Annotated in this window: 21 protein-coding genes and 1 pseudogene; 10 read left to right on the top strand and 12 right to left on the bottom strand. The window is 56.3% G+C overall.

The window, feature by feature from the left end:
* The first annotated feature begins 76 nt into the window (after positions 1 to 76).
* Positions 77 to 1,441: an MFS transporter gene (locus tag FKP33_RS10195; RefSeq protein ID WP_141334859.1), complete on the top strand. Its 1,365-nt coding sequence runs from the start codon at positions 77 to 79 to the stop codon at positions 1,439 to 1,441.
* 103 nt (positions 1,442 to 1,544) lie between these two features.
* Here FKP33_RS10195 and FKP33_RS27090 read toward each other — a convergent pair whose 3' ends face one another.
* Positions 1,545 to 1,718, bottom strand: coding sequence for a hypothetical protein (locus FKP33_RS27090; protein ID WP_164751724.1), 174 nt, complete (start codon positions 1,716 to 1,718; stop codon positions 1,545 to 1,547).
* A 379-nt stretch (positions 1,719 to 2,097) separates the two neighbouring features.
* Here FKP33_RS27090 and FKP33_RS10200 point away from each other — a divergent pair, with 379 nt between their 5' ends.
* Together FKP33_RS10200 and FKP33_RS10205 are read left to right on the top strand one after the other, a co-directional pair.
* A complete protein-coding gene (locus tag FKP33_RS10200) occupies positions 2,098 to 3,402 on the top strand; it encodes a phytoene desaturase family protein (RefSeq protein ID WP_306439346.1) in 1,305 nt (434 codons plus the stop codon).
* A 70-nt stretch (positions 3,403 to 3,472) separates the two neighbouring features.
* Positions 3,473 to 4,408 (top strand): RNA polymerase sigma-70 factor, encoded by a 936-nt coding sequence (locus tag FKP33_RS10205; protein WP_141334861.1) that lies wholly within the window; start codon positions 3,473 to 3,475, stop codon positions 4,406 to 4,408.
* A gap of 102 nt (positions 4,409 to 4,510) precedes the next feature.
* Here FKP33_RS10205 and FKP33_RS10210 read toward each other — a convergent pair whose 3' ends face one another.
* From FKP33_RS10210 to FKP33_RS10220, 3 genes are read right to left on the bottom strand one after another with little or no spacing between them, the layout of a single operon-like run.
* Positions 4,511 to 6,430 (bottom strand): ABC transporter ATP-binding protein, encoded by a 1,920-nt coding sequence (locus FKP33_RS10210; protein WP_196426928.1) that lies wholly within the window; start codon positions 6,428 to 6,430, stop codon positions 4,511 to 4,513.
* Complete coding sequence (locus FKP33_RS10215; protein WP_141334863.1) at positions 6,427 to 8,157, bottom strand: ABC transporter ATP-binding protein; 1,731 nt, start codon at positions 8,155 to 8,157, stop codon at positions 6,427 to 6,429. Before FKP33_RS10215 ends, FKP33_RS10210 begins: the two co-directional genes overlap by 4 nt.
* Before the next feature lie 34 nt (positions 8,158 to 8,191).
* The gene (locus FKP33_RS10220; protein WP_141334865.1) at positions 8,192 to 8,671 is read right to left on the bottom strand and encodes a MarR family winged helix-turn-helix transcriptional regulator; all 480 of its coding nucleotides are present in this window, start codon (positions 8,669 to 8,671) and stop codon (positions 8,192 to 8,194) included.
* Between the two features lie 392 nt (positions 8,672 to 9,063).
* Between FKP33_RS10220 and FKP33_RS10225 the strand changes: the two genes are divergently transcribed.
* Positions 9,064 to 9,366 carry a hypothetical protein gene (locus FKP33_RS10225; protein WP_054797217.1) on the top strand — a complete coding sequence of 101 codons (303 nt, stop codon included), beginning with the start codon at positions 9,064 to 9,066 and terminating at the stop codon, positions 9,364 to 9,366.
* A gap of 49 nt (positions 9,367 to 9,415) precedes the next feature.
* On the top strand, positions 9,416 to 10,078 hold the full coding sequence (locus FKP33_RS10230) for an NAD(P)H-dependent oxidoreductase (RefSeq protein ID WP_054797218.1): 663 nt from the start codon (positions 9,416 to 9,418) through the stop codon (positions 10,076 to 10,078).
* A 105-nt stretch (positions 10,079 to 10,183) separates the two neighbouring features.
* Here FKP33_RS10230 and FKP33_RS10235 read toward each other — a convergent pair whose 3' ends face one another.
* The 3 genes from FKP33_RS10235 to FKP33_RS10245 all read right to left on the bottom strand — a co-directional run bounded on the left by FKP33_RS10235 (position 10,184) and on the right by FKP33_RS10245 (position 12,905).
* Positions 10,184 to 12,049: an FMN-binding glutamate synthase family protein gene (locus tag FKP33_RS10235; RefSeq protein ID WP_127605187.1), complete on the bottom strand. Its 1,866-nt coding sequence runs from the start codon at positions 12,047 to 12,049 to the stop codon at positions 10,184 to 10,186.
* Between the two features lie 366 nt (positions 12,050 to 12,415).
* Positions 12,416 to 12,628: a cold-shock protein gene (locus FKP33_RS10240; RefSeq protein WP_141334867.1), complete on the bottom strand. Its 213-nt coding sequence runs from the start codon at positions 12,626 to 12,628 to the stop codon at positions 12,416 to 12,418.
* Positions 12,629 to 12,701: 73 nt separating this feature from the next.
* Positions 12,702 to 12,905 carry a cold-shock protein gene (locus FKP33_RS10245; protein ID WP_054799749.1) on the bottom strand — a complete coding sequence of 68 codons (204 nt, stop codon included), beginning with the start codon at positions 12,903 to 12,905 and terminating at the stop codon, positions 12,702 to 12,704.
* A 346-nt stretch (positions 12,906 to 13,251) separates the two neighbouring features.
* Here FKP33_RS10245 and FKP33_RS27095 point away from each other — a divergent pair, with 346 nt between their 5' ends.
* A complete protein-coding gene (locus tag FKP33_RS27095) occupies positions 13,252 to 13,344 on the top strand; it encodes a PspC domain-containing protein (RefSeq protein ID WP_181410110.1) in 93 nt (30 codons plus the stop codon).
* Positions 13,345 to 13,551: 207 nt separating this feature from the next.
* Here FKP33_RS27095 and thiC read toward each other — a convergent pair whose 3' ends face one another.
* Positions 13,552 to 15,330: a phosphomethylpyrimidine synthase ThiC gene (gene thiC, locus FKP33_RS10255; RefSeq protein ID WP_141334871.1), complete on the bottom strand. Its 1,779-nt coding sequence runs from the start codon at positions 15,328 to 15,330 to the stop codon at positions 13,552 to 13,554.
* Between the two features lie 393 nt (positions 15,331 to 15,723).
* On the opposite strand from thiC, the gene FKP33_RS10260 reads away from it, so the two are divergent.
* Together FKP33_RS10260 and FKP33_RS10265 are read left to right on the top strand one after the other, a co-directional pair.
* A complete protein-coding gene (locus tag FKP33_RS10260) occupies positions 15,724 to 16,425 on the top strand; it encodes a futalosine hydrolase (RefSeq protein WP_141334873.1) in 702 nt (233 codons plus the stop codon).
* Positions 16,425 to 17,276, top strand: coding sequence for a 1,4-dihydroxy-6-naphtoate synthase (locus FKP33_RS10265; protein ID WP_127605384.1), 852 nt, complete (start codon positions 16,425 to 16,427; stop codon positions 17,274 to 17,276). The genes FKP33_RS10260 and FKP33_RS10265 overlap by 1 nt, the downstream gene beginning before the upstream one ends.
* A gap of 31 nt (positions 17,277 to 17,307) precedes the next feature.
* Here FKP33_RS10265 and FKP33_RS10270 read toward each other — a convergent pair whose 3' ends face one another.
* From FKP33_RS10270 to FKP33_RS10285, 4 genes are all read right to left on the bottom strand, one after another.
* Positions 17,308 to 17,718 carry a YitT family protein gene (locus FKP33_RS10270; RefSeq protein WP_141334875.1) on the bottom strand — a complete coding sequence of 137 codons (411 nt, stop codon included), beginning with the start codon at positions 17,716 to 17,718 and terminating at the stop codon, positions 17,308 to 17,310.
* 82 nt (positions 17,719 to 17,800) lie between these two features.
* A complete protein-coding gene (locus tag FKP33_RS10275; RefSeq protein ID WP_127605197.1) occupies positions 17,801 to 19,015 on the bottom strand; it encodes a cation:proton antiporter in 1,215 nt (404 codons plus the stop codon).
* Between the two features lie 3 nt (positions 19,016 to 19,018).
* Complete coding sequence (locus tag FKP33_RS10280) at positions 19,019 to 19,510, bottom strand: cation:proton antiporter regulatory subunit (RefSeq protein WP_141334877.1); 492 nt, start codon at positions 19,508 to 19,510, stop codon at positions 19,019 to 19,021.
* Positions 19,511 to 19,829: 319 nt separating this feature from the next.
* Entirely contained in the window at positions 19,830 to 20,192 is a 363-nt protein-coding gene (locus FKP33_RS10285; protein WP_054799747.1) for a hypothetical protein, read from the bottom strand.
* 241 nt (positions 20,193 to 20,433) lie between these two features.
* Here FKP33_RS10285 and FKP33_RS28075 point away from each other — a divergent pair.
* Both FKP33_RS28075 and FKP33_RS10295 read left to right on the top strand, forming a co-directional pair.
* Positions 20,434 to 21,866: pseudogene (locus tag FKP33_RS28075) on the top strand (spore germination protein).
* Positions 21,863 to 22,978 (top strand): GerAB/ArcD/ProY family transporter, encoded by a 1,116-nt coding sequence (locus tag FKP33_RS10295; RefSeq protein ID WP_141334879.1) that lies wholly within the window; start codon positions 21,863 to 21,865, stop codon positions 22,976 to 22,978. The pseudogene FKP33_RS28075 and the gene FKP33_RS10295 overlap by 4 nt, the downstream one beginning before the upstream one ends.
* The last annotated feature ends 11 nt before the right edge of the window (positions 22,979 to 22,989 follow it).

Raw genomic sequence — 22,989 nt, forward strand, 5'->3', positions numbered from 1 at the left:
TATTTTACCAAAATACTTTCACAAGAATAGTATTTTTATAAAACAATTTCAGTTGGCTCAAGGAGGCTGTGCCTGTATGGAACGATTCAATCCTTCATTTCGAGAATCTCTGATCATCCCGCTTTGGAGCATCACGGTCATGTTGGTCGTCATGAATACAACGATGTTTAATGTCGCACTGCCGACGGTCGCTCAAGCCCTGCATTTAACGGCTACCAGCGCTTCGTGGATCGTCACGGGATACTCCATTTTGTTTGCCATATCCTCCATCACCTACAGCCGCCTCTCGGACTTCATCCCGATTCGGACGCTGCTGACGCTCGGCTTGCTCCTGCTCGGTGGAGCGTCGATCGTCGGCATGCTGGCGACGAATTACTACATGCTGATGGCCGCCCGCCTGCTGCAGGCCGTCGGCGCCGCATCGGCGCCCGGTCTCGGCATCGTGCTCGTGACGCGTTACATTCCGGTCGAACGGCGCGGACGCTCGATGTCGGGCATCGTCTCCGCCGCTTCGTTCGGCTTTGGCTTCGGACCGATCGTCGGCGGGATACTGACGCAATACATCGGCTATTCCTCGCTGTTCGCAGTGACGGCGCTCGTCCTTCTGGCGCTTCCCGTCTTCCTGCGCCATCTGCCCAAGCAAGCTGCGGCCCCCGTTCGATTTGACGGGTGGGGCGCGCTCTTCATCGGGGTCGGTGTAACGGGGCTGCTCCTGTACTTGACCGGACATCAATGGCTGCCTCTCGCGCTTGGCCTTGCTGCGCTCTTCGCGTTCTGGGTGCGCATTCAGCGCGTCGAGCACGCGTTCGTTCAGCCCGCCTTATTACGTAAACCTAAATACATGAGCTTGATCGCCATCAGTTTTGTCTCCTATGTACTGCACTTCTCCACCTTATTCCTGATGCCGGTCATCCTTACCCACTTATTCGGCAAAAGCTCTTCCGTCACCGGGCTGCTCATCTTTCCCGGGGCCATCTTAACCGCTCTCCTGTCTCCGCAGATCGGACGCTGGATTGACCGTCTGGGCAACGCTCCCGTCATGGTAAGCGCGCATGTCCTGCTGCTGCTATCCGCTGCCGGGTTCGCCCTGCTGTCCACGCAGTCGGCCTATTTCATCGGTGCCGCCTATCTCTTCATGAGCGTGTCGGTCTCGGCCATCGGCTCCAGCGTATCCAACGAGATGTCGCGCATTTTGGACAAAAGCGAGATTGGCGGGGGGATGGGGCTGTCGCAGCTCGCGCAATTTTTCGGCGGCGCGCTCGGCGTAGCCCTGACGAGCGCCTCGCTGGTTTGGCAAGCGGCGCGGCCGCTGGAGGCCGCCTATGCAGCCATCTTCTGGGTCATGCTCGCTGGTGCAGTTCTCTCTTTGCTGCTGTCCGTTCAATACGTGCGCGCCGGTCGCCGTAAACCGGCAGCAGCGCCGCTTGCCGCCTCCGAGTGATCCATGCGGCTGGTATGCTCATGAAAAATCCCCATAAAGCGAAACCATCCGTTATTCCGGATGTCCGCTTCATGGGGATCGCCTTGCTTAACCGAGGGCGATGTTATTGTTCTTGCTGCTGTCCGGTGTTGATGACGGCACAGCTTCCCGGATACCCGTCGTTCTGCATCGTTTCTTCCAAGTGCTCCCGCATCTCGCCGTCTCCCGGCAGGTCGGCTGCAAGCTTGGCCGGAGACTGATTAAACTCGACGTGACCCTTCGGTTTACGATCCGTCATTCGCCCTTCACTCCTTTTGGACTGTGTCAACTGCTCCGTAAAGCTGTATGCTCCCTGCCTAACCTGCAAACCGCAGGATAGGCAGGGAGCATACTTCCTTTACGGGAGGTATTGTTGCCCATAAGGCCGGAAATCATCACGTTCATCAGGCTGCGTATTGAGCCCGCCCAGGCCGGGAGGCCCTCCGCCGGTATCTCAGGCAAGATAATCGTTCTACCCGTGCCCAGCCCGGCAGGAATATTCCGTCGACATGTGGAAGTTAGGCCCTATACGATCTTGCCCATAACGACCGGCCTTCGCCCAACTTTTTTCGCTTGCTGTCACAGATTGCTCCTCCTCTCCGTCCTATGCTTGAACCGAATAAACGGAGGGGATTCCTATGAAAATGTATGATGCAGCTGTTATCGGCGGCGGTTTGGCGGGTCTCATCGCAGCAATCGATCTGGCGAGGGCCAAAAAGTCGGTCATCTTGTTGGAGAAGTCCAGCCGCGTCGGCGGCCGGGCCGTGTCGACCCGCAAGGACGGGGCCATTTTCAACCTTGGCGGCCATGCGCTTTACCCCGGCGGCGAAGCGTATCAAATCCTGCAGGAGCTGGGGGTCAAGCTTGAAGGCGGTTCGCCGCCGGCCAAAGGATTGGCTCTGTGGCGTGGACGCCTAACGACGTTGCCGGGCGATCCTGCCTCGCTGCTCGCCTCCAAGCTTCTCTCGTGGCCGGGCAAAATCGAATTGGGCCGCTTCATGTTAAAGCTCGGCAAGCTCGAGACTCACGCCCTTCCGAACATCGCCTTGCGGGACTGGGCCGAGCGGGAGATTCGCGACCCTATGGTGCGGCATTTGTTCTATGCGCTTTGCCGGACGTCCACCTACGTGCAAGACCCTGACCGCCAATCCGTCGGTCCCGTGCTTCGGCAAGTGCAGCGGTCTCTAAAAAGCGGCGTCCTGTACCTCAACGGAGGGTGGCAGCGGGTGGTCGATCAGCTTCACGATCTGGCCGCTCGGGCCGGGGTCACGGTGCTGAATAACAAGAACGTGACCGGCCTTTTGCAAGAGAACGGCGTCGTTCGGGGCCTTCAATGCACGGACGGCGAGCTCGTCTGCACGCCGAACGTGATCGCAACCGGCTCCCCTGCTGATACGTATCGGCTGCTCGGCGAGGCCGCCGAACGGACGGCGCTGCGGCGCTGGAAGAATGACGCGCGACCAGCCTCAGCCGCCTGCCTCGATCTCGGGCTGAATCGGCTGCCCGTGGCGGACCGGCATTTTGCCATCGGGCTGGATCAGCCGATCTTTTTCTCGCATCATTCGCGGGTGGCGAAGCTGAGCCATAACGGCACGCTGGTCATGCATCTGATCAAATACAACGGCAGCGGTGACAGCCATCCGCAAGCCGATGAACGGGCGCTGGAGCAGACGATGGATCTGCTGCACCCCGGTTGGCAGCAGGAGGTGGTCGCCCGCCAATATTTGCCGAACATCACGGTCGTGCACGACTATATGCATATCGGCCGCCAGGATTCGCAGCCCGGTCCAGCCGTATCGGAGGTGCGCGGACTGTATGTAGCCGGAGACTGGGCGAGCCATGGCGAAATGCTCGCCGATGCGGCGGCTGCCAGTGCCAGACGAGCGGCCTTGCGGTTGCTGAAGGACCTCGCCGCGACGGCGAATCACGCTATAACCGTATAACGAACTGGCGCGGCGCTTGCTTCCAGGAGGCGGTAGGCGGCGAAGCTATGGAAGAGGAAGGGTGTTAGCTATGGAACCTGAGCACACGACCGAGCAATTGTATGCCGCCTACAAGCCTTTGTTATTTTCCCTGGCCTATCGGATGCTTGGCCGCGTCATGGATGCCGAGGATATCGTCCAGGAAGCTTTTCTTTCCTTGAACGGAGCCTTGCCCGAGCATGTGCGCCATCCGAAGGCGTATTTGTGCAAAATCGTCACCAACCGCTGCATCGATTTGCTCCGTTCGGCAAGCAAGCAGCGCGAAGTGTACGTAGGGCCTTGGCTGCCGGAGCCGCTTGTTGCGGAGGAGGACGGTTCCGGCTCCGGCTTAGGCGACCCGTCCCGCCACTATGTACAGAAGGAGTCCGTCTCCACCGCTTATTTGCTGCTGCTTCAGCAGCTCTCTTGGGTCGAGCGGGCCGTCTTCCTGCTGCGCGAGGTGCTGCAGTACGAGTACGACGAGATCGGCGAGATCGTCGGCAAGAGCGGCACAAACTGCCGGCAAATTTTTCATCGGGCCAAACGCAGCCTTGGTACGCATGCGGCGCCGGCCGCCGGGGACCTGCCCTCTACGGGCTCCGGCGTTCAACTGCACACTCCGGCCGCGGGGTCTGCAGCCGGCGGCCTGGTGGAGCAGTTCGTGTCGGCGCTCGCCAGCGGCGATATGGCGAAGCTGCTGCGTCTCCTGTCCGAGGACGCCGCGCTCTACTCGGACGGAGGCGGCAAAGTCACCGCCGCGGTTCGCCCGATCTTGGGAGCGGAGCGCATCTCCCGCTTCCTGGCAGGCCTTCTTGAGAAGGTGCAGGACGGCTTCTCCTATCGCTTCGCCGTCGTCAACGGGTATACCGGTATCGTCACCTACGTCCACGGGCGGCCGTTGAACGTCTTCTCGTTCCACGCCGAGAACGAACGGATCGAAGCGATCTATATCGTAGTCAATCCGGAGAAGCTGAAGCATGTGAAGTGAAGCGTGCGCAGCCAAAAAACCCCCATTGGACCCAAGTCCGACGGGGGTTAAATGTTATAGACGACTGCTCCGGCCGGCCGACCTAGCGGCCTTCCCGGCCTTCTACCCGACTTCCTTCCGCATGCGTCCGCTGAACTGGCTCTCGTACAGCTCGGCATAGAAGCCGCGCTGCGCCAACAGCTCCTCGTGCGTACCCTGCTCGATGACCGAGCCCTGGTTCATGACGAGGATCAGGTCGGCATGCCGAATCGTCGACAAACGGTGGGCGATGACGAAGCTCGTGCGCCCCTGCATCAGCTCGTTCATCGCTCGCTGAATGTGAATCTCCGTCCGCGAATCGACGCTGCTCGTCGCCTCATCGAGGAGGAGGATCGCCGGATCGGCGAGAATCGCCCGCGCGATGGTCAGCAGCTGCTTCTGGCCTTGCGAGATGTTCGACGCTTCCTCATTCAGCACGGTGTCGTAACCGTCCGGCAGCGTGCGGATGAAGTGGTCCGCATAGGCCGCTTTCGCCGCTTGCACGACCTCCTCATCCGTCGCTCCGGAACGGCCGTAGGCGATATTGTCGCGGATCGTGCCGTTGAACAGCCAAGTATCCTGCAGCACCATACCGAACAGCCCGCGAAGCTCGCTGCGCTGCATCTGCGTGATGTCGACGCCGTCAATCGTAATGCGTCCGCCGTTCAATTCGTAGAAGCGCATCAGAAGGTTGATGAGCGTCGTTTTGCCGGCGCCCGTCGGCCCGACGATGGCTACCGTTTGCCCGGACCGCACATCGATATTCATGTCCGCGATCAGCGGCGCATCGTCCTTGTAGCCGAACTTCACGTGCTCGAATCGGACGCGGCCCTTCGCCTGGGCGACGCTGCCGCCAGCCGCCTCCGCCACCTCTTCCGGCTCGTCGAGCAGCTCGAACACGCGTTCCGCCGCAGCAATCGTCGACTGGATGATGTTGGCGATTTGCGCCGTCTGGGTAATCGGCATCGAGAACTGCTTCGAATACGAGATAAACGCCTGCACGTCCCCGATCCGAATCGAGCCCCGCATGACGAGGAGCCCGCCCGCGACGCAGACGAGCACATAGCCGATGTTGCCGATAAAGTTCATCAGCGGCATGATTGTGCCCGAAATAAACTGCGCGCGCCAGCCCGCTTCATACAAGCGGTCGTTGACCGCATCAAACTGTGCGATCGACTTGCGCTCGTGACCGAACGCTTTCACGATCGGGTGTCCGGTGTACATTTCCTCCACATGTCCGTTCAGCTCGCCAAGCGACTGCTGCATCCCGCGGAAATGCTTCTGCGAACGCGGTGTCACCAGCCGGATCACCATAAAGCTGAGCGGCAGCGTCACGACGACGATCAGCGTCATCAGCGGGCTGATCGTCAGCATCATCACCACGACGCCGACGAGCGTTACGACCGAGGTGATCAGCTGGGTCAAGCTTTGCTGCAGTGTCGAGCTGATCGTATCGACGTCGTTGACGACACGGCTTAACGTTTCGCCGTGGGTGTGCGAATCGAAATATTTAAGCGGCAGACGGGCCAGCTTCCGATTGACCTCGGCACGCAGATCGTACACGACCTTCTGCGAGATGCCTGCCATCACATATTGCTGAATGTAGCTGAATAGCGTACTGACCACATAAAGACCGGCCAGCAGCAGGAGCAGGCTGCCGATAAACCCGAAGTCGATGCCTGCGCCAGGCACACCCTTCATCTTCGCCGTCATGCCTTCGAACAGCTTGGTTGTCGCGTCGCCCAAAATTTTCGGGCTGACGATGGAAAATACGGTGCTCAGCACCGCTGTGAGGAAGACGACCATGAGCGCCGTGCGATGCGGCTTGAGATAACCGATCAGCCGGCGCAGCGTGCCCTTGAAGTTTCTGGCCTTTTGCACGGGCATGCCCATGCCGGGGCCGCCGCGTCCGGGACCGAAGCCGAAGCCCTGAGCGGGACCGCCGGGTCTGCCGCCCATGCCGCCGGCGCCTCCTTGAGAACGTTCGTGCGGACGCTCACTCATGCGATCTCCTCCTCCGATAGCTGCGAAGCTACAATTTCCCGGTACACGTCCGACGTCTGCAGCAGCTCGCGGTGCGTACCCATCCCGACGATTCTGCCTTCGTCGAGAACGATAATCCGGTCGGCGTCAATGACCGTGCTCACCCGCTGTGCGACAAGAATGACGCACGCATCCGCGGTTTCCGCCCGCAGGGCTTCGCGCAGCTTCGCATCGGTCTTGAAATCGAGCGCCGAGAAGCTGTCGTCGAACACATAGATGCCGGGTTTACGCACAAGCGCCCGCGCGATGGAGAGCCGCTGCTTTTGCCCGCCGGATACGTTGGCCCCCCCTTGCGAGATGGGCGAATCATAGCCGTCCTTCATGCCCCGGATGAACTCGGACGCCTGCGCAATTTCGGCGGCTCGGCGAACCTCTTCGTCCGTCGCCTGCTCCTTGCCGAAGCGGATGTTATCGGCAATCGTACCGGTAAACAGCAGCGCCTTCTGCGGCACAAGGCCGATCTGCGCCCGCAAGCTTTCCTGCGTCAGCTCGCGCACGTCGATGCCGCCGACGAGCACCTGCCCTTCCTCCACGTCATAGAAGCGCGGGATGAGGTGCACAAGCGTCGACTTGCCCGAACCGGTGCCGCCGATAATCGCTGTCACTTCGCCGGCGTGCGTCGCGAAGGAGATGTTCGAGAGCGCCTGCATCTCCGCGCCCGGATAGCGGAACGATACATTCCGGAATTCGACGGACGGTCTTACCGAGCCCGCACTCCGCTTCCCTCCATCAGCATCCCGGATGTCAGGCATCATGCTCAGCACCTCGTTGATCCGGGCCGCCGAAGCGGACGCTCTCGGAATCATGATGAACATCATCGAAGCGAAGACGAGCGAGAACATGATTTGCCACGCATATTGGATGAAGGCGATAAGATCGCCTATCTGCATATGTCCGGCATCGATCCGAATACCGCCGAACCAGATAATCGCAATGCCGGCGAAATTAAGCACCAGCATCATCACCGGCATCATGAACGCCATAATGCGGTTCACTTGAATCGCCGTATTCGTCAAATCGCGATTGGCCCGGTCGAACCGCTCCTGTTCGTGACCGATCCGGTTGAACGAACGGATCACACGGATGCCGGTAAGATGCTCGCGCAGCACAAGGCTCAGCTTATCCAGCTTCGTCTGCACCGCTTTGAAGAGCGGACCGCCCTTGCGGAAGACAAGGAAAATGAATCCGGCCAGCACAGGCACGACGGAGATGATAACCATCGCCAGCGCAGCGTCCTTCGACAGCGCCATCACGATGCCGCCGATACACATCATCGGGGCCATGACCATCACGCGCATCATGATCGTCAGCACCTGGTTCAATTGCGTAATATCGTTCGTCGTCCGGGTAATGAGCGACGCCGTGCCGAGCCGATCGAATTCGCTTAACGAGAATCGCTCCACATGCCCGAACAGCCGGCTGCGCAAATCGCGGGCAAACCCGCTCGCCGACTTCGCGGACCACAGACTCGCCCCGACCGAGCACAAAGCGCCGCAGGCGGCGACCAGCAGCATCAACCCGCCGATGCGCCAAATATAAGGCGTGTCGCCTTGAACGACGCCGCGGTCGACGATGTCGGCCATCAGGGTAGGCAAATACAGCTCCGCGATCGATTGCAGGAATACGAGCAGCAGCACGAGCCCAACCTGTCGGCGATAAGGCCTTAGAAAACGAAGCAGTTTAATCATAGGTTCACCTTCACTTTCCTTCGAATCCGATTCTTCAGGAATCCGTCTCCCGCTCCTGCGGCGGTTCGGCGGCCTGCGCACGGTAGTATGCGGCAACATCGTCGAGCAATTCGATGAGCTGTAAGCTGCGTTCGTGGCCCAAGTGGTCGATCAGTCCCTTCATTCCCTCCAGCATCGCTTCTTCCGCCTGCTCGGTTTCCCGTCTTCCGGCTTCAGTCAGCCGAATGCGCACAGCTCTTCGATCGTCCGGATCGGTACCTCGCTCCAGCAGCCCTCTGGCTACGAGCAAGTTAACCGTCTGTGTGACGGTCGGCAAAGAAACGCGCAGAATGCCGCTGATCTCCGACATCTTCAAGCCGGGCGAGCCGGCCGACATCCCCCGGCGAATGGCAAACAGCAGCATCGTTTCGCTTCGCGTACAGCCTTCGGCCGGTCGCCGGCCGCTCCAGTTCATATGCCGCAGCTGACGGAAGGCGCGGATGAGCTCAAGGGAAGTGGTGTATTCAGTAGTCAATCGCAACAGCCTCTTTTCGCCTCGAAAAATTAATAACCGAAATATTTAGTTAGATAACCTAATTATATAGATATTAATTATTTACTGTCAACGCAATTCCGCGATGGGCATCGGAAGCGGCAGGAAGCACGCCGGGCAGCATCCGATGCCGCTCCAAACCGCCGTACGGCCCCGGCGTCCGATACCGCGATCAGCAAGCAGTATGCGGCATGTCCGCATCCCTTGCCCGTTCCGCTCATTCTTCTGAATAGCCGTATTCCTGCTCTTCCCGCCATAAGGCACATCTTATTCCAGCTAACTTTATGTAAGCGAACCGCCGTGTTATACTCGAGAAAAGAATGAGTTCTCTCACCACACGCTTCAGGCGTATCCGAGAATGGAGGGCTGTTGATATGAACCAGATGTATATTCGACACACGGTAGGTAGCCGGCTGCTGTTGGATTCGGTGAAGCATAACGCCGATTTCGACATCCAGCCCGTTGACGGACAGTGGCAATTCGTCATCCGGCTTGCGGACGACAAGGTCGCTGAAGAAGTGCTTAAGTTCCGGGACGAGCTTAACCTGTTTGTCGTCGATGACGAGAAGCCGGACGTGAAGACCTGGTACTATTCCTCGGACGGACGGGTCGATTACGATAAGGCCGGACGCACCTTGACCATCATCGCCGACGCCAGACTCGATTATAACGTGTAGTCCGGTACGCAGCCGGACAAACGAAAAACAAAAAGGAAGGTGATCCCGGATGAGCAAGGAGCGCATTATTGAAGCTTACCGTTTCAGACACGCCTGCAAGGAGTTTGACGCTTCCCGCCGGATCCGTGAGGAGGACTTTCACTTCATTCTGGAGACCGGACGCCTTTCGCCAAGCTCCTTCGGCTTCGAGCCTTGGTCGTTGGTCGTGCTGCAAAATCCGCAAATCCGCGCAAAGCTTCTCCCCGTCACATGGGGCGGGCAGAAGCAAATTCCGACAGCCAGTCACCTCGTCCTTCTGTTGGCGAGAAACGCCTCTAGCCTGAGGCCAGACGCTCCCTATATTACTTCCATGCTGGAAGACGTGCGTAAAATCCCGCCAGAGCTCGTAACCGGCGCCCGCGATCGCTACCGGAAGTTTCTGGACAGCGATTTCAAGCTGAGCGGCAACGATCGGGCGATGTTTGAATGGGCGTGCCGGCAGTCGTATATCGCATTAGGCAACATGATGACGGCTGCAGCCCAGATCGGCATCGATTCATGCCCGATCGAAGGCTTCGACAAGGAGGCGGTAGAGACGCTGCTTCGGGCGGAAGGCGTTGTGACGGGCGACGATTTCGGTCTCGCCTGCATGGCGGCCTTCGGCTATCGTATCCGTGAACCGCGCGACAAGACCAGACGCCCTTTGGACCAAGTGGTGCGCTGGGTTTTGTAACCCGCGCAGCTTAAAGAGGGGCCGGCCTTTGTTTGAGGGCGGCCCCTCTTGGGCATGCATATTTGGTGCGCTTTCCACAGGCGGCTCCCCGCCAGCATCCGGCCGCTACGAGGACTTCACGATCCGAACCGCCGGTTCGTTCGGCCCGGCCGTGTCCCCTTCCGGATCGGGAAACAGCCGATCCATCCGGATCGCCGCGGCGTTCCGGTCTTTGAACGTCACATGGCTCCGCTTAAACCCGGTTGGCGACTCCAGGCCGCAAGAAGCGGCAAGCATAAAGACGCCTTCGCGCACCGTCGCCAAATAGTTGGCCGTCCGAAACCGCTTCTCCTGCACGACAAGTCCCTGCTTGAGCTCCGGCTTATGGCTCGTCACCCCGGTCGGGCATTCGTTCGTATTGCACTTGAGCGCATTAATACAGCCGATCGTATTCATCGCCGCCCGCGCGACGTTGATCAAATCCGCGCCGAACGCGAGCGCGATAGCCATCTTGTCGGCGGAGGCCAGCATGCCGCTGGCGAAAATTTTCACCCGGCCGCGAACGCCGTATTTGCGCAGCGTACTGTCGACGATCAGCAGTGCCGAATACAGCGGGAGCCCCAAAGAATCGGCCATCTCCATATACGTAGCGCCCGTTCCGCCCTCACCGCCGTCCACGGTCAAGAAGTCGGGCGAGCGGCCCGTGCTCCGCATATAGTCGGCCAGCTCCTCCACCGCCAGCTCGCTGCCCGCCACCAGCTTCACGCCGACCGGCTTGCCGGACAACGCGCGCAGCTTCTCGATGAAATCGAACAATGTCGGGATATCATGGAAGTCGGTAAAACGGTTCGGCGACTCCACATCTTGATCCCAATCCATCGGGATCCCGCGGATTCGGCGGATCATCGGCGTCAGCTTGCTCTTCGGCAGCTTGCCGCCGCGCACCTTCGCCCCCTGCGCCAGCTTCACTTCGATCAGCTTGACTTCCGGCCGCCCGGCCGTCTGCAGGAAAGCTTGTTCGTCGAACGTTCCATCCGCATCGACCCGGGAGCCGTTCTTGGCCGAACCGATCTGATAGATCAGATCCGTCTCCTTACGCTGCAAATAGCCGCGATCCACAAGCCGCTCAGCCGCGAGCACGTACGGATTGCGTTCCATGTCGAACACATCCATGGCGTCGTGCTCGATACCGCTCAAGTCCTTCATAATCTCAAAGGTCGACACGAGCAGCTTCCTGCCTACCAAGTCGTACACCTGAAGCTCCTCCGGTTGCTCCGGCCGGGGCAGCTTTCGGTCCCGCATCTCGTACACTTTGGACAAGTGATACGGCGACAGCCCGCCCTCTCCCGTATTCATCCAGGTGCCGGTTGCAATGGCAGCGCCTTGCGCCAGCGCCATCACCGCATGGTCGGACAACGAGCCGAAGCTCATCGCCGAGATGCCGATAAACCCTTGCGTCCGGTAAGGCTGCCGAACGTCGTTGCAGCCGCCGATGACAACGGCATCGCGCGCGTCAAGCAGCCAAGGCTTCGCCGACGTGAGATACCTTGTCTCCTTCCGGGAGACAAGCCCTTCCTTCACGATTTGATACTTATACGTGATCGAGATCGGGGACGACTGATCGACCGCGAGCTCATCCCCATTTTTAGGGAACATCGCGTTGTTCAAATAAAAGCCTTCCTGCGAGAAATCTTTACGCGAACCGAACCCGATGACGGTGGATCCGTATTTGCCCGCTTTGGCAATATACCCCTGCGTGTCCCGGTCGATCGGTCTGCCCTCTTTATCGCCCCAGATGAAATATTGGCGAAGCTCCGGGCCCAGCATTTCGAACACATACCGGAATCGGCCGATCACCGGATGCGTCCTCAGAATCGAATGCTGCTTCTGAATATATTTGTCCCATACATAGACCCCCGCTACCGTCAGCGGGAGCGCCAGAACGACGACCTTCGTCACGATATCGAGAATCGCCCACCATACATCGAACATTGTACCGCCTCATTTCCGTCTAAGATGCAACCTCATCTTTGAATGAAAACGTATACAACTTCTTCTGTTTCTTTCATTGCCGGCTCCTGGCCAGGAGGTAGAGCATGATTGGGCGTTCGCCGACATGGGCTGCAGCGCCGCGCATTTCCACCCCTACCATCTTATTCCGGCATTCGATAATTCGACTGGCGTTTCGCCCATTTCCCGGTATGAATCGCCGCGCGTCGGGAAGGAGAAGTCTGCGGCTGCCGTTCTTTGCGGCTCCACGGATCCGGCCTATCCCCCGGCCTCATCGCCAACAAAAAAACCGCGATCCCAAAGTTCAGACTGCGGTTATTATTCCAATATGAACTTTTCCTTCGCGTCTTATCGGAACGACTTGCGGTCCGCGTTCGAGTTGATAAGTGACGGGAGCATCCTGGTGTCGCTGACCATTGGAGATGCGCATAACGGGCAGCTCGGCTCGTGTTCGAACGCAAAGTTGTCCCGCATCCACCCCTTGCAGCCATCCATTGTACAAGACCAGATCGAGGTTTGCTCCGTAGGGATTTCCTCTAACGTCTTCTTACGAAAATTCATGAATACTCCCCCTTCTTATCCTTATCCGAAAAGAAAAACTGCTCTTAACAACCGTTAAGAGCAGCTAGGTTTCTTAGTAAACTTTAACGACGTTCTCAGCTTGCGGTCCGCGGTTGCCTTGAACCACATTGAATTGAACGCGTTGGCCTTCGTCCAAAGACTTGAAGCCTTCGCCTTGGATTGCGCTGAAGTGAACGAATACGTCGCTGCCGCCTTCAACTTCGATAAAGCCAAAACCTTTTTCTGCGTTAAACCATTTAACTGTACCTGTTTGCATTGTTTGTTGCCTCCAAAATTGTTTTTAACATGTTCATTTTTCCTATACGAAAAAAATTCACACATTGAAAAAAGTACCCTTCTAAACATGACACCTTTTTCAATATGCGAATTCCGGTTTCAAATTTTTCAATTACATACATCTTATCACAGCTGGAAGCAGAAAGCAAATACTATGATACTCCGTCCAAAGCAGAGGGATTCCCCGCCTGAAGGCTAGCTTCGAATACCGCCTTCGGTCCGTTTTCTCCTCGTCTTGCTTCCCCTAGAATAAAGACATGAACAACACCCGCGAAACCGGCCGCCGGCCGAATGAATCTTACCTGATCCCGAAAGGAGAACGAACCATGAATAGATTATACCGTTCCAGAACGGACAACAAAATGACGGGTCTTTGCGGAGGGATTGCCGATTGGCTCGGGCTTAACACCACTTATTAAATAAAGCGCGTCTGGACGAATATAACCGGCTGGCGGAGCAGTGCGAGAGGCAGGCGGTCGAGGCGTTGGCAGAAGAACGTACGGCGGAAGCCCGGCTGGCGCTGGAAACGCAGCTGCGCAGCGTACCGCCGACTCCCTAATAAAGACCGGACTGCCGGCCGGAACCTTGGCAAGCCCCCCTGCTTTGGCAGGGGGGCTTGCCTTGTTCTAGGAGTAGATGGCGCTGCCGCCTTCTTTAAACGCTTTGGCCTTCTCCTTCATCCCTTCTGCAACGGCCTGCTCATCCGTGAGCTTTTCTTGCTTGGCCAACTCGCGAATATCATGGGTGATCCTCATGCTGCAAAACTTCGGACCGCACATCGAGCAGAAATGGGCCGTCTTGGCCCCTTCGGCCGGTAACGTTTCATCGTGATATTCCATCGCTCTTTCCGGATCCAGCGACAGATGAAATTGATCTCTCCACCGGAACTCGAACCGGGCTTTGGATAAGGCGTTGTCCCTCTCCTGCGCGCCGGGATGGCCCTTGGCCAAATCCGCCGCATGCGCAGCGATTTTATAGGCGATGACCCCTTCGCGAACATCGTCCTTATTCGGAAGACCCAGATGCTCCTTCGGGGTCACGTAGCACAGCATCGCCGTACCGAACCAACCGATCATGGCCGCGCCGATAGCCGAAGTAATATGATCATAGCCGGGGGCGATGTCCGTCGTTAAAGGGCCCAAGGTGTAGAACGGGGCCTCCTTGCACACCTCCATCTGACGATCCACATTCTCCTTGATCTGATGCATCGGCACATGACCGGGCCCTTCCACCATCACCTGTACATCGTGCTTCCAGGCCAGCTGCGTTAACTCGCCTAGCGTCTCCAGCTCCGCAAACTGGGCCTCATCGTTCGCATCGGCAATGGACCCGGGACGCAGGCCGTCCCCGAGAGAAAAGGCTACATCATAAGCTTTCATAATTTCGCAAATCTCTTCAAAATGCGTATACAGGAAGTTTTCCTGGTGATGCGCCAGACACCACGCCGCCATGATGGAACCGCCGCGGGATACGATCCCGGTCACACGATTCGCGGTCATCGGTATATAACGCAGCAGCACGCCGGCATGAATCGTGAAATAGTCGACGCCCTGTTCCGCTTGCTCGATAAGCGTATCCCGGTAAATGTCCCAGCTTAAATCTTCCGCTTTGCCATGGACCTTCTCCAGCGCTTGATACAAGGGTACCGTTCCGACAGGCACGGGGGAGTTGCGGATAATCCATTCGCGGGTCGTATGTATTTGCTTGCCCGTCGACAAATCCATGATCGTGTCCGCCCCCCAACGGGTAGCCCACCGCATCTTCTCCACTTCCTCCTCGATCGAAGAAGCAACCGCCGAGTTCCCGATGTTCGCATTGATTTTCACCAAGAAGTTGCGGCCGATAATCATCGGCTCGCTTTCCGGATGGTTAATATTCGACGGAATAATCGCCCGGCCGCAAGCGACCTCGCTGCGGACGAATTCCGGCGATACGTTCTCCCGAATCGCGATGTATTCCATTTCCGGCGTAACGATCCCTTGTCTGGCATAATGCATTTGGGTTACGTTGGCGCCCGGCTTCGCTCTTAACGGTTGGCGTTCCAGGCCTGGGAACCGCTCCGGACTGTCCGGCTGTCCCTGCTTGTAGCCGTTGTCTTCGGGCTTGACGGCGCGGCCTGCATAAGCTTCCGCATCGCCGCGCTGCAAGATCCAGTTCAACCGGTTCCGGGGCAAGCCCTTGCGGACGTCCGCGCTGTACGAGCTGTCCGTGTAGGGGCCGCTGCTATCATACACACGAACGGGGGGATTCTCCTGCTCGGTACCGCCGACGGCCGTCGGCGTTAACGTAATTTCCCGCATCGGAACTTGAATATCCTCGCGGGAGCCTTGCACATACACTTTCCTGCTTCCCGGTATAGACGATAAATTCGGGACGACTTCCACTTTCTTGTTTTCGCTTGCCATTTCATTTCCTCCTCGGATGAATGTGGAGCAAGCGGAGAATTCCTTGTATACGCCAAAAAAGACCGCAACGAAGAAGCGGTCTTTGTGTGTACAAAGGCTAAGTCTTTTCCTCCGCTGGCATTACCCAGATCAGGTATTACGGTCGATAGCATTAGGGCTACCCTCTCAGCCTGGCTCACCAAGCTCCCGTGTTTATTCGGTTGTCGTAACTATCATATTACAGATCGCCCGTAAAAATCAATCCATAGCTTTTCGGGAGTCTGCCTGTCGGGAACGTTGCTTTTATCGCCCTTGATGTAGTATTTTGGGTATGAAGGGCTTGTTCGCATGATCGATAGACCAGGACGATTCCCCTTCCATCCGGACAGGGTAGATATAAAGGAGATTATCGCCATGAAGCTCGATCCAAACACGGAAACACCTGCCGGTTCAGGCTCCGGCGAACCGGACAAGCATTTGCGCGTTCTCGTGATGACCGCAGTCGCTGCCGAGCGAGACGCGGTGCTGCGCGGGCTCCGCGGATCCGGCAGATTCGATGTCCTGCTGGCCGGTGTCGGCCCGGCTATGGCCGCCGCCCGTACGGCAAGGGCATTAGCCTCGGCCGAGTACGGCTTGGTCGTAAGCGCCGGGATCGGCGGCGGATTTATCGGCAGGGCTGAAGTGGGGTCCCTGGTGGTGGCGAATGAGATCGTAGCCGCCGACCTGGGCGCGCAAACCCCGGAAGGCTTCTGCAGCCTGGACGAGTTGGGCTTCGGCTCTTCCCGCATCCAGGTCGACCCCAGCCTGACGATCCGGGTAACGGAGGCGCTGCAGGCGGCCGGACAGCCGGTTTATGCAGGCCCCGTACTTACCGTATCGACGGTGACCGGAACGGCGGCGCGAGCCTTGGAGCTGGACGTCCGGGTGCCGGGGGCTGCCGCCGAGGGGATGGAGGGGTTTGGTGTAGCTGCCGCCGCCCTCGACAGCGGCGTGCCGATCCTCGAAATCCGTGCCATCTCGAATGCGGTCGGTCCGCGTGACCGGACTGCCTGGCGTATCCAGGAAGCGCTGGACGCACTGGAAGCTGCAAGCACAGTATTACTGGAGGTGTTATGATGAACATTGCCTTTTCTCCTTGCCCCAACGACACGTTTGTTTTCCACGCCTGGGCGCACGGGCTGCTGCCCGGAGCTCCGAAGCTTGACGTCATGTACGCAGACATCGATATTACGAACACGCTGGCCGCCGGCCCGGACGGGCCGGAAGTGCTCAAGATCTCGTATGCGGCGCTGCCTTGGGTACTGTCCGATTACGCGCTGCTGCCGTGCGGGGGCGCACTTGGCAGAGGCTGCGGGCCCCTGGTGCTGACGGCCAATCCTGCAGTCAGCGCCAAAGGCCCGGCGGCCCTGAGCGGCCGGCGCGTAGCGGTACCGAGCGAGCGGTCAACCGCCTACCTGCTCTTCCGGCTATGGGCTGCTCAGCAAGTGCCGGGAGGCGTCGGCGAGATTGTGATTATGCCGTTTCACGAGATCATGCCGGCCGTACGCGATGGCGTGATCGATGCCGGTCTGGTGATCCACGAGGCGCGTTTCACCTATCCGTCGTACGGGCTCACTCTCCTGACCGACTTAGGCAGCTGGTGGGAGAGTGACACCAACCTGCCGATTCCGCTCGGGGCGATCGTCGCCAAGCGGTCGCTGGACCTGCAAGCGATCGCCGGCTGGATCCGCGCATCCGTCGAATACGCCTGGGCGCACCCGGAAGCGTCGCGCGATTACGTGCTAACCCACTCCCAGGAACTGGCCCCCGAAGTCGCCCAAGCGCACATCGACTTGTACGTGAACGAATTTACCGCGAATTTGGGAGACAGCGGATATGCCGCGGTGAATGCGCTGCTCAGCCGCGCCGCACAAGAAGGGCTGGTGCCGAAGATCGATCCGGCTGCCCTGCGGCTGCCGCAGGCATAACGGTCAGGTGGCGCCGGGTCTCACCTGCCGCTTATTTATAAAACACATTTCCATACTTGGAAACACGCGGCGGCTTTCCTGGCGAATGCCGCGTATTTCCGTCGTTTTCTCCGTTCTCGCGATCCATCGGGACAACGTCAACAATGGCGTCGGGATCGATGGAATGAACGAGTTCTCTCAGTGTCAGCTCTTCCAGCCTGTAGATGACCAATTGCAGCCTGTGCACGACCGCGCGATCCCCGCTTTGTATGCTTGCAAACCGTACCAGGTTACGCCCTGTCTCCCGTTTGACCGCTTCCTCCATGATATCCCCATGGCGGGTGTTAATCCGCATCATCCGATTCAACGACCGCACGTTCAGCAACCGATATCCTGCGATAAACGAAGTTGCCAGCACAATCGCATAAAAGACTGCATCGTATATCATCAGTTCATGTCTCACTTGGGTTCCTCCTCACCACATGGGTTAGAAGCTCCTTGACTCGACGCTTTTGTAACAGACTCGCATTCCTGCTGCTCCAGCTTTATCCCTTTTGTTTCTCACGGTTTAATCGGGATAGTTTAAATACGCGATCCAGGCCTTTGTATATCACTTTGGTTTCCTTCGTTAGCAGCGGCCCCAGCACCGCCAGAATCAATACGTACAGCGCCGCAAACGGCTGCACGATCGGCAGCAAGCCTCCCGCTTTGGCCAGGTTGGCCATAATAATTGAAAATTCGCCGCGCGCCACAATCGTGAGTCCGATATTCACAGACGCTTTCGGAGACAAGCCGGCGCTATGCCCGGCCCACATGCCTGCGGCGAAATTGCCGAGCAGCGTCAGCGCGACCGCGCCTAAAGACAGCCAGACGGCGCCGCCGAGCGAGAAGGGATCGATCGTCAGACCGAAGCTGAAGAAGAAGATCGCCCCGAAAAAATCGCGAAACGGTAAAATCAGATGCTCGATCCGCTTCATATGCTCTGTTTCGGCGAGCACCAGCCCGACGAGCAGCGCTCCGATCGCCTCCGCCACATGGATCGTTTCCGAGAACCCGGCGATAATGAACAGCCCGGCGAAAATGACGAGCAAGAACAGCTCATTCGAGCGAATATTCAACAGCCGGTTGAGCAGCGGAACCGCTTTGCGTCCGATGATCAGCACGAGCAGCATAAACCCGAGCGCGATGGACGCGGACAAGAGGACGCCTCCCAACGAGGAGGAGCCGCTGAGAACAAGACCGGAGACGACCGAGATGTAGATAGCGAGAAATACGTCCTCGAACATAATGATGCCGAGTATCATCTCCGTCTCCGGATTGGCCGTACGTTTCAGATCAACCAGCACCTTGGCCACGATCGCACTGGAGGAAATCGTCGTAATCCCCGCTACGATAAGCATCTCCAGAAAGGGAAGCCCCGCCACGAAGCCGAACAGGAGACCCAGCGTGAAATTGATCGCGATATAAATGGTACCGCCTACAGCGATGGACCGGCCCGATTTAATCAACCGCCCCACCGAAAACTCAAGCCCCAAATAAAAGAGCAGGAACAGAACGCCTATCCGGCCCAAAAAATCTATCAATGGCGCACTTTCTATAAACCTCAGATCAAAGTGCCACCACTCGAAGGAATGCGGGCCGACCGCCATGCCAACCAATATATAGAAGGGAATAACGGAGAAGCGCAGCTTGGCGGACAGCAGTCCGGCAAGCGCAATGAGCGCAATCGCCAACCCGATTTCAAATACGATGTAGTTCATAGGTCACTCACATCCATTCATTAGAATATTTTTGAAATGTTTCTGCTGCCTCCTTTCTCCCGCTACAACAAGCGTCGATTCCGCCTTTAGGACAACTTCGGGCCCCGGATTGATATGCTTGGATTGCTTCTCGACAACGGCGATAATGGTTGCGCCTGAAGTTTGACGCACGTTCAGCTCGCCTATGGTTTTGCCGACGCATTTGTACTCGGGCTCCACCCGATACCATTCAATAATAAGATCATCCAGCGCCATTTCCATCGTCTCCAGCGCCTTTGGCTTGTACGTCATCCCGCCAATAATGCCCGCGACTAACCGCGCTTCATCATCATCCAGCGTAACTAAAGAAATACTCTCGTCGGAGTCCTCGTAATCAAAATGGTAGCATTCCCGCCTGCCGTCATCATGGACGACGATCACCAGCTTGTCTCCCCCCCGTGTCGTGATTTGAAATTTTTTCCCGATTCCAGGGAGATCGCTTTCTCGAATTGTCATATCGATAACCCTCCTATATTTAATTTTCCCTATCCTTAATCCGATACGTACAGAACGTTTCGGCGCAAGGTCCATGGTATCATTATCGCCTTATAGGGACAGTTTTCAGACAACAGCAAACAGACCCTACGCTGTCGTTTTTTTTAAAACGAAGCAAGTGCGCATTTGATTATCGCATTCCTTGAAAAATTGGGAAGATTCAGTTTACAGATGAGCCCAGCACAAATAAACGTTCGGACATAACCGAAAAAATGGCTGTTCGTTCATGGAATGATCGCATGTCAGATTGTCAATAACCGACAGGGGCAGGAAGAAACAACTACACGAAGAGGGAGGTAAACTTAATGGGGGATAATAACAGCCGGGTTAAACGGCGCGCGATTTGCGGACGAAAGGAGACGCGGGCTTTTGGAAGCGCTCTCGAGGCGGCATTCTTCATAGCAAGCAGCAGAAAAGAGAAGGCAGAGATATGCCCTGCAAGCCGCAAGCCTTCGGTAGCCGAGGAGTGCTTCCGAACAGTCGCTTGGTTGGAGGTAAAAAATTCCATGCCATGAGACATTGAGGTGCGAGCCGATTCGCCGGCGCTTACCTCGAGACCGGGAGTCGGAGTAGCGAAAAGCATAAACACCATCATTAAAACTAAAGGAATCCAACGATTGGACGAGATATCACGCGAGAACATGCAAATACACCTCCTTTTCCGATGATTATAATGAAATTATACCATATTTCAGCCTTAACATCCAGATTACTTGCGATTTAGGGCTGGCAAGTTTTCCCCCATGCTGTATTAGGTATATATATTCACCAAACCATTTCCTCGTTCTGGATAAAGGCACACCTGCCTGAACATAATAAAGCCGATGATCCTCATATGCCATATTCTTGAACATGCGTGGTCAAATATGAACTCCAGGTGATGAATGATCATGTCCGTAACACTCGATGCCCTGAGACAACTCGTAGTGAACATGAATGATGCCGAAATCATAGAACGCCAAACCGGTCAGGGTCATCCGGTGACACTTCTGTTCATTCGAACGTTAATCGATCAGGAGCGTTTGAATGAAGCCGTTATCGGACCGCTGAACGGCCGCTCTCACGACACGATCATCGGCAGTCTGGCGGCCCCCCGTGATGCGAAAATCACGGCTTTGAATGAGGCGAGGAAGCACCTTCTGCAAGGGTCCGTGCTCATCCATGACGGAATCCGGGACGAGTGGTGGGCCGTGCCGTTACCCAATCCGTTGGCCCGTTCCATCGAAACCTCCGAAACGGAAACCATTATATTCGGACCTAAAGACAGCTTCAGCGAACAATTGGAACAAAATATTACTTTAATTCGCAGGAGGCTTCCCTTAGCGGCGCTAAAAACGGAGACATATACGCTTGGTTCCCTAAGTCAAACAACGGTTGTCCTCATGTACATCGATGGATTGACCAACCCGGAATTCATATCCATAGCAAGAAATAAAATAACGGCGATCGACTTCGATCTTTTTCTGGATTCCTCCCATATTGCCGCGTTCATGGAGGACCAGAATCACAGTTTGTATCCGCAGTTTATGCAAACGGACCGGCCCATTCCTGCGCGTATTCGCTTGGGCTGGGTAAACTTGTATTGCTGGTGAACAATACGCCGTTTGCCTTAATCGCTCCGATTACCTTGTTCCATCTGTTTCAGTCCCCTGAGGACTACATTAACCGTTGGCTGGTGGCCAGTGCTTTGCGTTGTCTTCGATACTTTAGCTTCTTCCTGTCGATCACGCTGATTCCGATGTACGTTGCCTTAACGACGCACCACTATCAGATGCTTCCGCTGCAAATTCTTTTTGTCATCCTGGAATCGAGAAGCAAATTGCCGCTTACGCCGTTCTGGGAAGCGTTTCTGATGTTGGTTACGCTGGAAATTCTGAAAGAAGCCAGCTTGCGGATGCCGACCAAAACAAGTCAAACCCTTGGAGTGATCGGCGGTATCGTCATCGGACAAGCGGCGGTGCAAGCCGGCTTCGCCAGTCAGGTATTGATTGTTCTGATGGGTATTTCGGCCGTTGCCTCGTTCCTGGTTCCCAACTATCTGGTGACCAAATCAAGTTTGATCATTCAGTTCCTTTTTCTGGCGCTCGCGTCTTTATTGGGTATCCCCGGGATGGTGCTCGGTTCGACCGCAGTGCTTGCTCATCTGAATGGACTTACTTCCCTGAAACAACCTTATTTGGCGCCTATATCCCCCTTTTACTGGAGAGAATGGATGGATCTTTTCATACGCGGTCCTTTGCGTTTCATGAATTTCCGTCCTGAATCTTTAAAGCCTTTATATAAATGGCGAAAACAGCCAAAGGAGAAAATAACTTGACGTCATCTTCACTATTCAATAAAACGTCTCCCTATGGCGGCGTATACGCCATGTTTCTGGTAAACCGGCTTCAAATGCTTTACTTCGTCCTGGTTATGCCTGCGTTTTTAGTTCATCCCTATATGATCTGGGCCATTATCGCCATGGGGTTATTATCGCAGGTTAATCTGATCATGCTCTCCAGATGGTTTGCTTCCGATCTTTCTGAACAGGGCTATGAAGGATTTGTGCTGCTTTTTGGCGAGCGGACGGTGCGTTTGCTTGCGATGGCAGGCCTATTGTTCATCTTGATCAAGATCACCGTTATCACGCAGGGCTACACCGATATTATTCATCAGTATATTTTTCCGTCGATGAACCGGAATTGGCTGATTCTTTTTCCCATCCTGATGAGTTTTTACTTGGCGGCTCAAGGCATGGAGAACATGATCCGCTTTATCATGATCGCTTGTTTAAGTACGTGCTGGATGGTTATCGTCTTTGTTCCCTTTTATTTTTCGCCGACTGCATCGCTGACCGATTTATATCCGCTGATCCCTGCAAGCGGGTCGGCGTTTACATGGAAATCGCTGTTATTCATTTTGTCCGCCTTGTCAGGTCCGGAATATTTGATCCTGTTAACCCCTTGGCTTAATCCGCGGCAGAAGACGCTGAAATATTTTACTGCTGCAAATGCATACACAATTTGGGGATATTTGTTTCTGTTTATCGGCGCGTTATTATTTTATGGTTCCCACTACTTGAACACGATCAAGTTTCCGATTGTGAGTATGGGACGATACTTGCAATCCCCGGTTTTTGAGCGCGTGGACATCTTTCTGGTGTCGGTACATATGATTTACTTCATGTATATGATGGCTCTCTTCTTGTTATTATGCTATGGGGCTGTGCGGATCATTGCAGGCAGAGTACACGCCAAGACCAGCCAGATCGGGCTTCTGTTAAGCGGTACGGCTGTACTTCTCTGTATGTTCGCGGTAAGCAATTGGTTTTGGGATGCAGGAACCGATCAGAACATGTGGCTCAGCCTGCAGAGCTGGTCAGGCGCATGTACGTATCTGCTCGCTCCCGCAGTCCTTCTGATAACCCTTAAACGAAAGAGGCGTGTCTAGCTATGCGGCAT

It is taken from the genome of Paenibacillus sp. tmac-D7 (assembly GCF_006519665.1).
GTDB classification, from domain to species: domain Bacteria; phylum Bacillota; class Bacilli; order Paenibacillales; family NBRC-103111; genus Paenibacillus_G; species Paenibacillus_G validus.